The 12,465-nt window shown below is 70.5% G+C and carries 20 protein-coding genes; all 20 read right to left on the minus strand.

Going from position 1 to position 12,465, the window contains the following annotated elements:
* Positions 1–168: 168 nt before the first annotated feature.
* Positions 169–909, minus strand: a complete 741-nt coding sequence (locus tag NP048_RS14935; RefSeq protein ID WP_227576411.1) for a hypothetical protein — start codon at positions 907–909, stop codon at positions 169–171.
* Positions 906–1,205 (minus strand): hypothetical protein, encoded by a 300-nt coding sequence (locus tag NP048_RS14940; protein ID WP_227576412.1) that lies wholly within the window; start codon positions 1,203–1,205, stop codon positions 906–908. The genes NP048_RS14935 and NP048_RS14940 overlap by 4 nt, the downstream gene beginning before the upstream one ends.
* 10 nt (positions 1,206–1,215) lie before the next feature.
* Positions 1,216–3,111: a hypothetical protein gene (locus NP048_RS14945; protein WP_227576413.1), complete on the minus strand. Its 1,896-nt coding sequence runs from the start codon at positions 3,109–3,111 to the stop codon at positions 1,216–1,218.
* A gap of 66 nt (positions 3,112–3,177) precedes the next feature.
* Positions 3,178–3,636, minus strand: coding sequence for an NUDIX hydrolase (locus tag NP048_RS14950; RefSeq protein WP_227576414.1), 459 nt, complete (start codon positions 3,634–3,636; stop codon positions 3,178–3,180).
* 41 nt (positions 3,637–3,677) lie between these two features.
* Positions 3,678–4,106 (minus strand): MmcQ/YjbR family DNA-binding protein, encoded by a 429-nt coding sequence (locus tag NP048_RS14955; protein WP_227576415.1) that lies wholly within the window; start codon positions 4,104–4,106, stop codon positions 3,678–3,680.
* 126 nt (positions 4,107–4,232) lie between these two features.
* Positions 4,233–4,604 (minus strand): hypothetical protein, encoded by a 372-nt coding sequence (locus tag NP048_RS14960; protein WP_227576416.1) that lies wholly within the window; start codon positions 4,602–4,604, stop codon positions 4,233–4,235.
* Between the two features lie 97 nt (positions 4,605–4,701).
* Positions 4,702–4,917, minus strand: coding sequence for a hypothetical protein (locus NP048_RS14965; protein ID WP_227576417.1), 216 nt, complete (start codon positions 4,915–4,917; stop codon positions 4,702–4,704).
* Between the two features lie 67 nt (positions 4,918–4,984).
* Positions 4,985–5,320, minus strand: a complete 336-nt coding sequence (locus NP048_RS14970; protein WP_227576418.1) for a hypothetical protein — start codon at positions 5,318–5,320, stop codon at positions 4,985–4,987.
* Between the two features lie 162 nt (positions 5,321–5,482).
* Positions 5,483–5,932 (minus strand): DUF4265 domain-containing protein, encoded by a 450-nt coding sequence (locus tag NP048_RS14975; protein WP_227576419.1) that lies wholly within the window; start codon positions 5,930–5,932, stop codon positions 5,483–5,485.
* A gap of 75 nt (positions 5,933–6,007) precedes the next feature.
* The gene (locus tag NP048_RS14980; protein WP_227576420.1) at positions 6,008–6,400 is read right to left on the minus strand and encodes a hypothetical protein; all 393 of its coding nucleotides are present in this window, start codon (positions 6,398–6,400) and stop codon (positions 6,008–6,010) included.
* 202 nt (positions 6,401–6,602) lie between these two features.
* Complete coding sequence (locus tag NP048_RS14985) at positions 6,603–7,022, minus strand: hypothetical protein (protein WP_227576421.1); 420 nt, start codon at positions 7,020–7,022, stop codon at positions 6,603–6,605.
* A gap of 165 nt (positions 7,023–7,187) precedes the next feature.
* A complete protein-coding gene (locus tag NP048_RS14990; protein WP_227576422.1) occupies positions 7,188–7,454 on the minus strand; it encodes a hypothetical protein in 267 nt (88 codons plus the stop codon).
* Entirely contained in the window at positions 7,451–7,897 is a 447-nt protein-coding gene (locus tag NP048_RS14995) for a DUF7919 family protein (RefSeq protein ID WP_227576423.1), read from the minus strand. Before NP048_RS14995 ends, NP048_RS14990 begins: the two co-directional genes overlap by 4 nt.
* 253 nt (positions 7,898–8,150) lie before the next feature.
* The gene (locus NP048_RS15000) at positions 8,151–8,549 is read right to left on the minus strand and encodes a hypothetical protein (RefSeq protein WP_227576424.1); all 399 of its coding nucleotides are present in this window, start codon (positions 8,547–8,549) and stop codon (positions 8,151–8,153) included.
* Between the two features lie 199 nt (positions 8,550–8,748).
* Positions 8,749–9,309: a hypothetical protein gene (locus tag NP048_RS15005; RefSeq protein ID WP_227576425.1), complete on the minus strand. Its 561-nt coding sequence runs from the start codon at positions 9,307–9,309 to the stop codon at positions 8,749–8,751.
* 167 nt (positions 9,310–9,476) lie between these two features.
* Positions 9,477–9,935 (minus strand): DUF4265 domain-containing protein, encoded by a 459-nt coding sequence (locus NP048_RS15010; RefSeq protein ID WP_227576426.1) that lies wholly within the window; start codon positions 9,933–9,935, stop codon positions 9,477–9,479.
* A gap of 21 nt (positions 9,936–9,956) precedes the next feature.
* Positions 9,957–10,118 carry a hypothetical protein gene (locus NP048_RS15015; protein ID WP_227576427.1) on the minus strand — a complete coding sequence of 54 codons (162 nt, stop codon included), beginning with the start codon at positions 10,116–10,118 and terminating at the stop codon, positions 9,957–9,959.
* A 149-nt stretch (positions 10,119–10,267) separates the two neighbouring features.
* Positions 10,268–10,618 carry a hypothetical protein gene (locus NP048_RS15020; RefSeq protein ID WP_227576428.1) on the minus strand — a complete coding sequence of 117 codons (351 nt, stop codon included), beginning with the start codon at positions 10,616–10,618 and terminating at the stop codon, positions 10,268–10,270.
* Positions 10,619–10,628: 10 nt separating this feature from the next.
* A complete protein-coding gene (locus tag NP048_RS15025) occupies positions 10,629–11,960 on the minus strand; it encodes a Hint domain-containing protein (protein ID WP_227576429.1) in 1,332 nt (443 codons plus the stop codon).
* Positions 11,961–12,063: 103 nt separating this feature from the next.
* Complete coding sequence (locus NP048_RS19405) at positions 12,064–12,465, minus strand: DUF4259 domain-containing protein (protein WP_227576430.1); 402 nt, start codon at positions 12,463–12,465, stop codon at positions 12,064–12,066.

Genomic DNA, 12,465 nt, shown 5'->3' on the forward strand with positions numbered 1-12,465 from the left:
ATCGTGGTCCGGCGAGCCCGTCACCGGCACCCGGCACGCCCCCGGACATGACCCTGGACCTGGCGGCCCTCTCTCAGGGGCAACCCTGAGTGCGAGCGTCCTGGCGAGATGAGCGAATCGCCCTTGGCCCTCCCCCACCGTCGTGCACCCGGCCGAGGTCGCGCCGCCTCACGGCGACCCCCGCCGTGCCCGTTCCGCGCGGCGGGCGAGCAGCTCCAGGACGCGATCGACGTCGTCCTCGCTCACACCGCCCTCACCGTCGGCTCCCGGGCCTCGGACCAGAGCACCGGCCGGCCCCCGCGAGAGGGCCGAGGGTGGGAGCGCCGCCAGCACACGCTCGTCGGCAGCCCGGTCGTCCGTGGACGCCGGGACGAACCACGTGGAGGGACGCAGGACCCGCTGCGCCACCGCGCCACCCAGCGCACGGGATGACGGGAAGGCCACCTCGACGCCGGCTGCACCGTACTCCGCGTCGGTCCGCAGGGACGCCGCGACGAGCAGGCTCTGCGCCCAGCGCCACCGCGTGCGCGCGTCACCCTTCTGCCCCCTCGACCGCAGCGCGACCGGGAATGCGAGCCCACCCGCGTACACCGTGATCTCCAGGGGGTGCCGCTCGTCCTCGTCGCGTGTCGACGCGACGGACAGCGAGACCGCGCCGAACCGTGCGTGCCGCAGACCGACGGCGAGCACCCGGTGCTCCCTGACGAGGAGCGCGGCCGCGCCCCGGTACGAGATGACGTCGCGCTCGATGTCCGTCACGGACCGGAAGGGCGAGTCGCTCCGTGTGACGACGACGTCGCCGCTGAACGTGCACCCGGCACGCTCCAGCTCGTCCCAGCACCGGATCAGGGCCACGTCCTGGGGAACCCCGGGCAGGACGAAGACGCTGAGATGTGGCGGCTCGATCACAGCGGGAACTCGTTCCGCCACGGCGACTCCAGGCACAGCGGGTCACCACCGCACGCACGGACCACCTCGTCGACCTCGTCCACGTCGACGAGGCAGGGCGCGGAGGTCACGTAGTCGTCCTCACCGAAGCACTCCCCCGACTCGACGAGCCGGCGCGGCACCTCGACCCGGGCCACGCGGACCCGACCGTCCGGGACGGGCAGGACCCAGATCCACGCGCACGTCTGCGGGTCCGGGTCCGCCAACCGCTGCGTGACGGGCTGCCGCAGACGTGTCAGCCGGTTGCGCACCCTCATGTCCACCGGGTCACCTCTCCCCCGCGACGAGGTACCCGGCGTGCTCGTCGCCGAGGCACCGGAGCACCTGCCGCGCCGCGCGACGACTGTCGTCGGCGCCCTGCGCGTGCGTGGCGAGGTGCGCCAACGTCCAGAACCCCCGCGCCGCCTCGTGACGGCACTGCGCGAGCAGCGTCACCTCAGGACCGGCGTCCTCGGTGGTCGCTCCGCCACCACCCAGGAGCCGCTCGAGCAGACCGAGCGCCCGCACGAGGTTGGGAGGCGCCACCGACCGTTCCGCGAAGGCCGCGACGACGACCGAGACGACCGCCGGCGCGCACTCGGCCAGCCCGCCTCCCGGTGCGACCTGGTCCTCGAGCCGTGCCCCCGCGTCGTCGACCCCCGGCCCGTCCCCGAACAGCAGCACCACGAGGTCGTCGCGCACCCGCGTCGCAGCGCCGCCGCCGCGTGCCGCCTCCCCCAGGGCGAGGTCGAGCTGGGACCAACCGAGCACCGCCCTCGGCCATCCCAGACGGTCGCCGCCCACCGTGCCGGCCACGCCCAGTGCGTCCCGGCCGATGTAGCGGCGCAGAGCCGCCACGTACGCCGGGCCCTGCGTGGCGGCGCGCGACAGGATCCAGCGGCGCCCCGAGTCGCCCGTCACCCCCCACGCGTGCTGCCACGAGTCACGCACGGCGCGTCGCCTGCCCCACGGCCCGGTCCGCCGGATGCGACCGAAGTCGTCCGCGAGCCACGTGATCATGTGGATGCGCGCGAGGGCGCGGACGTCCGACTCGACGCAGGGGTCCAGCTCCTCGTCCACCGTGTACAGCACGCCGCCGGGCGGCGCCGCCATGAGTCGGCTCTCCAGGAGGGCACACTCCCGGAGCAGGAGGAGGACGTCGGCCGGCCCGACCCTGCGACGTCTGCCACGCGTCCGCGCACCAGTGCGCCTGCCGTCGTCGCCCGCCCGGGCGACCAGCGGCGCACCCGGGTTCCACTGCTTGTTGGGAGGCGCCGCCGCGAAGAGCCACGACTCCACGTCCACGACGGGGAGCAGGCGGCGGGCGTGCCCCTCGTCGAGGAGGGCCAGGACCTCGCCCGCCGCCTCGAGCGCCTCGGGCCGGTACCCGGTCGCCACGCTCGCCAGCGCCCAGTAGCCGCGCAGGGCCGCGCGTCGGCATGCCTCACGGGGCCTGACCTGGGCGGGGCCGGACACGGGTGGCTCGTCGGCAGGGCGCAGGAGCCGGGCCAGCACCTCGAGCGCCGACACGAGGTTCCCGGGTGGTAGGGACCGCTCCGCGACGGCCGCGACGAGGACCTCCACGACCTGCGGCGCGCTCGCGGGGACGTGGCCGTCGGGCGCTCGTGCGTCCCCGAGTCGGCGGGCTGCGGCCTCGGCGTCCACACGGTCGCCATCGAGCAGCGTCGTGAGGTCGGCGAGGTGCGCGGCGTCCAGGGAGCCGGCCGGTGGACCCGACGCGGACATGCGCTCGAGCAGCCACCGTGCCAGCACGGACCCCGCCATGCCCGGTCGCGGCCCGTCGACGAGGCCCTCGACGTCCGGCTCGCCGGGGCCGACGATCGCCCGCAACGTCGCCAGGTGCCGCGGGCCCTCCGTCGCTGCCCGCGCCGTGATCCACCGGCGTCCCGAGGCGGTCGTCGCGGCCCAGCTGCGCCGGAGCGCGTCAAGGGCGGCGCGCTCCCCCCGGGCCGGCGTCATCCGCAGCACGCGCGGGAACCCCTGGACGATCTCGGTGAGCAGGTGGATCCGAGCGAGCGGCTGGACGTCGGACGCCACACGCGGGTCCAGCCGCTCGTCCTCGACATACAGGTCACCGGACACCGATCCCGCCAGGCGTCGGCAGTCGACCAGGGCGCGCCTCGTCAGCAGCGCGACGAGGTCCCGTGCCGACCGCTCAGCCACGATCCACGTCCATCGACACCGTCGAGCACAGGACGCGGACGGTTACCCGGCCGCGCGACCCGTCGATCACAGGTCCGCCGCCAGCAGCGGCCACCAGTGACGGTTCCGCAGCACGCACGTGGCGTCCGCGACGTCGACCCACTCACCGGCTCCGCGCGGCACCCCCACCGCCGTCCACACCGCGAAGTGGGCGAGCGGTGTCGGCCACGCGTAGTCCGGGTCCGGGGCCGCGACGACGTTGCGCACGAAGCCGACGGGCACGGCCCGCGGGCCATCCCCGAGGACCTCCCGGGTCAGGCGGGCGGCCGTCACGCTCCCGTCGGGGTCGTCGGCGGGGACGACGCGCGTGGGCAGGTCCACCCGCCCGTCGTCTCGCGCCGCGCAGAACACCGCGGACCCGTCCCGGGCGAGGAGGCGGACCAGGCCGACCGGCGACGGCGGCACAGCGGAACGCACGACGTCGGCACGGCCGCCCGCCGGGAGCCACGGGGCGTCACCGGTCGAGTGCAGGAGCTGCTCGGGCACGCGGCACGGTAGCGCGCTTGGCTCACGTCGGGGAGTCCGGGTCAGAGGGCGGAGGGCCCGTCGTCGCCGGCGCGCCGCTCGTCCAGCGCCCGCAGCGCACGCTTCGGCGCGCGGCGGCGCCACGCAGACTCCAGCAGCTCCGCGGCGTGCTCCCAGTCGGGGTCGCTCGCCGGGTCGACGAGCATGCCGACCCAGCCGTGGGCGCCGTCGTAGTCGGGCACGAAGAATCGGGCGGGGTCCTGCGCGACCAGGTCGCGCTGCTCCTCGGGCGTCGTGCCGATACGCAGCGCGAGCCGGCCGTCGTCGTGGTGGTCGACCGTGAGCCCCGCGAACCGGCGACCACCCAGGAGGACCGCCGAGTGACCGTGCTCGCTCCGCAGCTCCACGCTCACCTCGGGCAGGGGCGCGACGACCTCGGCGAGGCGCGTCCGTGCTGCCTCGGCGTCGTCCAGGGTCCACGACGTGCCCATGGGGGCACGCTAGCGATGCCCCGTTGCCGACGCGCGGCGGGTCTCCCTTGTTACGCAGGTGCCCACGTCCTACCGCGGCCGGGGCTGCCGGTCCTGACCACGAGGAGCGGTCCGTTCATGTCTCGCTCAGCGCTTCGGCATCATGGCGATGCCACCTGACGCCAGGACGAACACGTCCACCATCGCCGCGCGAACCGCAGGGTCGGCGTCGATGCGGTCGAGGTGGCTCAGCCGTGCGGGGTCGACATCCAGTGTCGTCACGCCTCCCATGACGCCGTCGTCTTCTGCCGCGAACAGCAGGAGGCAGCGGACGATGCTCCGGCCGTCGGCGGCGCGCTGCCGCTGGAAGGTCTGGAGCAGCACCGAGTCGCCCGCGACCTGAGACAGCAGCGCGTCGACCGACGTCCATCGCGTCGACCAGCCGAACAGCTCGGCCGCTCTCTGGAGGTCCACCAAGGTGGCCAGATCGATCCGGCAGACGCGGAAGTCGTCGTCCATCGTGCGGATCAACGTCATGCGACCACTCCCCCGACTCGACGAGCCGGCGCGGCACCGCGGCCCCGGCGCGCGGACCCGAAGCCCCACGCCTCACACGTCACCTGTCCCGTCGCCACCCGTGGCCGTGGTGCACTCGGATGCCGCGCTCGCCAGCGACGACCTCGGCGGGGCCCGCGTCCTCGCCGTCCGCGAGCGCCTTCCGCAGCAGCTCGTCGAGCTCGACGTGCCGCTCGTCGGGCGAGACGGCGCGCAACCGGTCGAGGAGCTCGTCGGCCGAGTCGTTCGCGAAAGGTCCGGCACCGCACCTCCCCATCGCTACGACCTCGTCCGATGAGGGCCGGCGGCGATCGCCCCGTGCGTGGGATCTGGTCGACGGCGGGTCACGTCAGCACCGCGCAGTCCTGCGGGTCGAACGTCACCAGGCCGCGGCGGGACGCCATCGCGTGCAGCTCCGGCGCCACCTCGGCGCACCGCGACCAGGCGATGCCGACCGCGACGCACTCGTCGTTGGCCCAGATGCCCGCTGTCCACGGGGCGTCCACGTTCTCCTCCGTCAGGTCGCCGTACCGGTCCAGGAGGTCCTGGTGGAGCCGGCGGACGGCGGGGTGAGGCGGGACGACACCCTCCACACCATCCATGAGCCGTTCGTACGTCGCGAGCGCGGCCTGCGGGTCGGGCGCCGGCATCTCGTGCCAGAACGTGAGGTCGAAGCTCATCGGTCACCCGGTCCTCTCCTGCCGCGCCGGGAACGAGAGCGGTGCAAACCCGGCACCGAACCGTAGCGCGACCGTCCGGGTACGTACCGGCTACGGCGAGCTTCTCCACCAGCTCTCGGCGCGAAGGTGGCGGCAGACGCGGGCGCCCACCGGACGCGTCGGTCACGACTCCCACCACCGCAGAGGCGTCACACCGTCGTCGGCGTAGACGTTCCCGTAGAACCACTCCGCCGACGGGTGCGCCTCCACCAGTCGGCGCAGGACGTGCTCGATGGCAGGGAACCCCGCGCTCGCCGGGACGGTGAAGACGGTCAGCCCCGGGGACCGTCCGTCGAGGACACCACCCAGCGCGTTCATCGACGCAGTCAGCTCGTCGGCGTGCTCCGGCGGCGCGAACACGTGGATCGCGACGTTGCCGCCGCGGGAGACGGGCCGCACCCGGCGTTCGGCGTCCAGCTCGATGACGTCACCCGCCGCGACGCCGAGCACCAGACCCGGTGAGGCGACCAGACGCCATCTCCCACCGCCGAGGTCCTCGACGAGCACGTCCTCGTCGACGCGCCCACCGGACGTGTTCTCGGCGGCGAAGACCCTCAAGGTCGTCAGCCCCATCGCGTGGTCCTCTCTCCGACGCACCGGACCGGAATCGGTGCATACCGGGCATCGAACCGTAGCGCGACTGGCCTGCTACGCACCGACGTCAGGACCGACGACGACCTGGACCCGCGAAGGCGACGTGGGATCGTCGCCCAGGACGGTGATCTCCCGTCGACCCCGGAGCGTCGCCACCACGACGTCGACCACTCCCGCCGGGTCCTGCACCTGGAGCGCTCCGTCGATCGTGAAGAGCTCCGTGAGGATCGTGTGCGGGAGCGGTTCAGCGGGCAGTCCTCGCCACAGCTCGCACCGGACAGCCCCCTCGATGCCGTGAATCACGGCGAAGATCGCTGAGCCACGATCGACGTAGGACGCGCTCGCGCCCGGGTCCCACTCCGAGATGTCGCCGTCCGAGTGCGTGTCGCGCACGACCAGACAACCGTGCTGCGACTCGAGCTCGAACGCGACCTGCATCGTCGCCATCAGGATCCCTCGTGCGGTCCGCGTGCCTTTCCTCGGGGTCCACCCTGGAGCATCCGCACCGTCGGGGTCCAGCGGCGTCGGTCGTCGAAGTCGATGCCCCCACCGCTCGGCGTAGCCAGTCGTGGAAGTCACCGACCTCACCTCGGTCTTCCCAACGGGGAGAGGCGAAGTCACATCCCCCTGCGCACCCGCGGACTAGGACTCATGAGCGGGTCAGGCCGTCACCAGGCTGCTCGGCCAGCCGCTCGACGATCCGTCGCGCGTGGTCGAGCGAGTCGATCAGACCGCGGCGCACGGCGACATGCTCGGCGAGAGTCACCGCCTGGTCGAGGACGGCATGCACCGCGTGATCCACGCCCTCGTCCGGTTCCCCGCGCACGGCGGCCTTCACGACCAGCGTCCGTGCCTTCCGGGACAGCGAACCCAGCCTGACGCCGTCGAAGTCCACCGGAGTCATGCCGGCAGCCACGACGTAGACGACCTGCACGCCCCACGGGACGAGCTCCCGGCCGCCGAGGGCCTCGACACGTCGCCAGAGCCGGTCGACTGCCGTCTCCCACACCCGGGCCTCGTGACCGGTGTCGACGACCGCACGGACGAGCAGCGTGGGCGCCGCCTCCACTGCCGCACGGCGTACCTCTCCCCGTGGGGCCCGCGGTCCTGAGTCCCCGGGCCTGTCCCTCCGATCCATCTCCGTCACCCCCGTGCGCTCCGACGGCTCCGACGAGCGCCCGGGGCGCACGGTAGCGGTGCGCTGCGACGTCGTGAACCCCGCGCTCTCCTCGGATCACCGATCGGAGGGCGGCACCGACATCCCGAGCGCGAACGGGACGGAGCGGTAGAACTCGCGGCGGGCAGGGTCCTCCTCGGTGTCGGCGATGTGCCCCACCACCGTGATGAACTCCTCGATCTCGGCAGGCGTCAGCTGCTGCAGCTCGTGCGCGATCGCCTCCATGCCCGCGACAGCGACGTCCGGGTCGACCTCGGAGTCGTCCGAGTTCTCCAGCAGGAGCAGGGCGGCGAGGATGCTCCTGACCAGCGGCTCAGTGTTCACTCGATGTCCCGCCGATCACTCGATGTCCCGCCTGGCAGCTCCACATGGGCGAACCGTCCCCGCGCGGTGTCGACGGCGTCGATGAACTCCTGGGGCGGACGGTAGCGGTGGGCGGCGACGTAGTGCACGACGAGGGACGGCGCCGCGTACCTCCGCCCGTCCTGCCCCTCGACACGGATCTCCCCGGTGCCGACGGAGACGACCCTGCCGCCCGGTCCCGACCGGAGCCTCACCGGGGACTCCACCTCGCAGTACGCACAGTCGTGCACGCCCCGCATCACGCACTCCAGGTCCTCGGCGAGCAGCAGCAGCAGGGCCGAGACGAGCCAACCGGGGCTGTCCCCGGTCGGGAAGGGATGCGGGGGCGCGAGCCACCCGATGTTCTTCATCGGGACGTCGACCGGCGTGTACTCGTACGCGGAGAGGTCCTCGTAGAAACTCATACCGGACTCACGCAAACCAGGCGCGTGCAGCCTGGTGGCACGCGCCCGTGCTCGGACCGGCGATCATGTCGAGGAGCTCGCATACCCGGGCCTCACGGGCGCGGCGGTCACCCACCCGGTGCAGGAGCAGCGGCTCCTCGAGCGACCGGTGGACGGAGCACTGCGGCTCGAGGGAGCCGAACGGGCCTTCCTAGGCCTCCGCACGCTGCGACCTCCGTGCTCACGACGGGCGGGCCGGGCCCCGGGCCTTGTGCTACGGATCGATCAGGTCATCACGAGCGGGCAGTCTTCCTGAACGGAGGAACTCCAGAAGCGCCGCCCACCCTTCGTCGACGGTGACGACAAACTGTCCGTCGAACTCCGTGAGGTCACCCATCACGGGTACCTCTGTAGAGCCGCCTGAGGGCAGCGAGCCATCACCCGACATGATCAGAACCTGCTCGGGGTCATGCATCACATGAAGAACGGCACTTTTCCCCCGGAATCCCAGGGTCACCACCGGGAAGTCGCTCTGTGGGCGTCGAACCTCGACGTACCCGGAGCCGACGGATCGCAACTTCTCGCACCGCTCGACGAAGTCGCTGATATCGGATTCGAGCTCCTGCGGAACGAAACGTCCCGACACATCGGTCGCAGCCCACGACACGTTCATCGCGCTCCCTACTCATCTCACCTCGGCCAGAGTTGCGCTCAGGCGAGATCAGCCGCCAGATGTCGTCCGCATCGCGAGACGGCTTCCGAGCCTGGTGCTGCCTTCTCGAAGTCAGCCTTCCGGAACGTGAAGGTGATGTACCCGTCTTCGCGAGTGCCGGTAGCGTAGTCAGCCCACTTGCCGGCGACATCCTGGGACCCTACGTACGCCGAACGGTCTCCCGTCGTGTGCCGTGCAGGATCAAGTCGTCGATCGCCTTGACCGACCCGTCCCCCATCACCACACCAGTACCGGGGACGAACGAGTCGCACGTGTCGGACTTCTTGTTCTCCGCCGCCTTGCGCGCCTGGTCGTTCGCACGCTTGGCGTCGTCGACCTCCCGCGACGTGCGAGACGCCACCGTGCGCGACTGGTTCGCCGCCGCCTTCGCCTGCTCCGCAGCCGTGTTCGCCTGCTTCAACGCCGCCGCGTCCGGCACGACCTTCGGATTCCACTTCGGGATGTCCGCCAACGCCTTGCTCGCGGCCTTGAGCTTGGAGTACCCCTCCACCAGCCGCTTGCCCACACCGATCGCCTTGATCGCGACCTTTGCCGCCTTGAACATCTTTCCCCACGGCACCGCGTTCAACGCCGTGGAGATGCACGCCCCCACATCACCCTCGCTGATGCACTTCTTCGCATCGGTGAACCCGATCAGGTCCAGCACCAACCCGACGATCTCGTCACCGATCTGCGCGACGAACGCCTCCGCCTCGGCCACCGCCTTCTTCGCCGCCGCCCGCTGCGTGCACGCCCACGGGACCGACTCCTCACCGGGGTCAATACGTCGATGAACTCCGGACTGACGTTAGCGGTAGCCCGAAAGAGTGCAGAGCGATGCGATCAGAGGTCTGATCAAGAATCATGCCCGTCGACGTTCGTGACGCCTCAGTCGATCTGGTCAGTCTCCCACCACAGCAGTGGCGTCACGCCGTCATCGTCATAGACATTGCCGTAGTACCACTCGGCGGAAGGGTGCGAACGAATGAAATCGGCCAGAATCGCTTCGATTGCAGGGAACCCCGCGACGACCGGCACCGTGTAGACGGTGAGCGAAGGCGTCTGACCATCGCGCCGACCCCCCAATGCACTCATCCCGGGGAGAAGATCGTCTCCCTGCTCTGCAGGGGCAAGGACATGGATGGCAAGATTCCCCCCGCGGCTGACGGGCCGTGCTCGCCCCGCCTCATCAAGCTCGATCACGTCGTCGGCGGCGATGCCCTGTGCGAGACCGGGTGAGGCGACCAGGCGCCAACGTCCCTCACCCATCACTTCGACGAGGACTTCCTCGTCAACCCGCTCACCAGACGTCTTCTCACCGGCCCAGATCCGCATGGTTGCTGCCATCAGCCCGTCCTCGAAATTAGCTCAACCCATCCGCGAACTCATACGAGCGTCCTCGGCCAGCTGCTGCCCACCGGCCTCCAGGTCCGTGCCGCGCGCCCCGCCGAACGGGTCGTAGTCGTACGCCCACTGCGCCTCACCGCCCGCCGACACCACCGCCGACGTGCCACCCAACCAGTCGCGCACATAGGACGAGAACCGCTCCGCCCGAACCCGTCGAGCGAGGGTCTAGCGCGAACGCGACGTCGCACCCGGCGCCCGCGTGCCTGGCGGTCATCGCCATGCTGTCCATTCGCACCTCACCTTGGCGTCACGAGGCTCCTCGACCTCACGAGTCAGGTGGTGCGCCACGAATTGACGGAGAATTCTCTCAACCGTCCTGAATTGTCATCCACTATCCCCTCGAGACCCTCGACAGCACGGCCGACGATCCGCTGGAAGCACCCGACGGACTCGTACTCAAACAAGATCGCCGCGATATCTCCAAATCGCGATCGGAGTGATTCAAGCTCAGCTTCATCATATTCTATGAGAACGGCACCGCTCGCGTCCACACCCAGTGTGCACTCATCCGTGACGAGCGTGTCGAAAAATTCTCGTTCCACGTAGGAGCCTATCTCCCGAAGCCTTCCATGAATGACGGAGATCGTTGCGGGGTCGGACACGATCACGGCCGTCGGCTTCATAATTCGCTCCTCATGGCCGGATCACATCGAGCAGCATCGACTTGTCACGGGTCACCATCATCCCAGCACTCTCGAGGGCCTTGATCACCGAACCCCGTGCTTGTGGGAGATACGCGATGACGGGCAGGCCGGTCGCTGACTGCGTCGCAAGCATCTGCTTCAACGCACCCTTCCCACTTCCGGACTTCACCTGGATCACAGCATTGCGCGTCACGATATCGAAGTCGGTCAGGACCGACCCGTCGGCCCGATGGACGTTGACCCCTTGGCCGGTCACGTGACCCGGGTACCTCGCCTCGATGTCGTCGATGAGGCCCGGCACGAGTGGATCGTCAGCCTTCCCCACGACTCGCCCAGAACCGGACACCGGGCACGCGTTGGCCTTCTGCGCGCCGTCGACCGCGTCAAGGAGGTTGTCGTTGTGGGTGACGACGTCGGTTCCGGCGCCGGTGACGACGGTGTACGTGTGGTCGGTGTCGACGGTCAGGTTGTGGACCGTCGCGACGACCGAGTCGCGCTCGACCGCTCCGATCGTGACCGGCGTGCCGTCGGGGTCGACGAGCCGGTCACCGACCTGCAGGTCCTTCGCCGGCACCCACGCACCGTCGGCGGTGAGGAACAGGTGACCGTCGGTCGCCGTGATCGTCTCGGCCGCCGGCGGCCCACCACCCCCGGACCCGACCAGCGTCAGCCCGACCAGGTCCTTCGCGCCGTGGCCGGTGATCGTGGCGACCACCTGCCGGTGCGTGCGGGTCCCGTCCGCAGCGACCGCCACGACCGTGTCACCCACGGCCACGTCGTCGACCGCCTTGACCGACCCGTCCCCCATCACCACACCAGTGCCCGGCACGAACGAGTTGCAGGTGTCGGCCTTCTTGTTCTCCGCCGCCTTGCGCGCCTGGTCATTCGCACGCTTGGCGTCGTCGACCTCCCGCGACGTGCGAGACGCCACCGTGCGCGACTGGTTCGCCGCCGCCTTCGCCTGCTCCGCAGCCGCGTTCGCCTGCTTCAACGCCGCCGCGTCCGGCACGACCTCCGGATTCCACTTCGGGATGTCCGCCAACGCCTTGCTCGCGGCCTTGAGCTTGGAGTACCCCTCCACCAGCCGCTTGCCCACACCGATCGCCTTGATCGCGACCTTCGCCGCCTTGAACATCTTTCCCCACGGCACCGCGTTCAACGCCGTGGAGATGCACGCCCCGACATCACCCTCACTGATGCACTTCTTCGCATCGGTGAACCCGATGAGGTCCAGCACCAGCCCGACGATCTCGTCACCGATCTGCGCGACGAACGCCTCCGCCTCGGCCACCGCCTTCTTCGCCGCCGCCCGCTGCGTCACGTACGGGTCCGTCGCCGTCGGCTGCGGCGCGTACCGGTCGATCGGCGTCGGCTGCGTCGCCCTGCGCCAGCCGTGACGAGCCGGTCAATACCGCAGCACGACGTCAGCCGGCCGCCAGCGAGGCTCGGAGTGCAGCGACGCTCTCCCGCGCCTGCACACGATCACTCTCGCTGGTCCACGAGTCCCAGTACCACCCGCCATCGGGTAGGCAGGTATCGATCGCTTGCACAGCCAACCGGCTGAGCATGACGGCGGTCTCAGCCGTCAACCACCCGTCGACGAAACTCCCGGACTCCCGCCCAGACGGGGAGCCCGGAAGACTGGCGGCCACGATCGTTCCCGCCGCGATCACCTCTGAAGGATCCGCATCCTGACCCTCGCTGATCGCACTGCTCAGCAGGCCTTCCAAAGCAACCACTCGCACGTCAGGGGCTGCTTCTCGCAACGAATCGAGCAACTCGTCCGCCGAGTCGTTCGCGAATGGCCTTACGCCCCATGTTCCCAT

It is taken from the genome of Cellulomonas xiejunii (assembly GCF_024508315.1).
Taxonomy (GTDB): Bacteria; Actinomycetota; Actinomycetes; order Actinomycetales; family Cellulomonadaceae; genus Cellulomonas; species Cellulomonas xiejunii.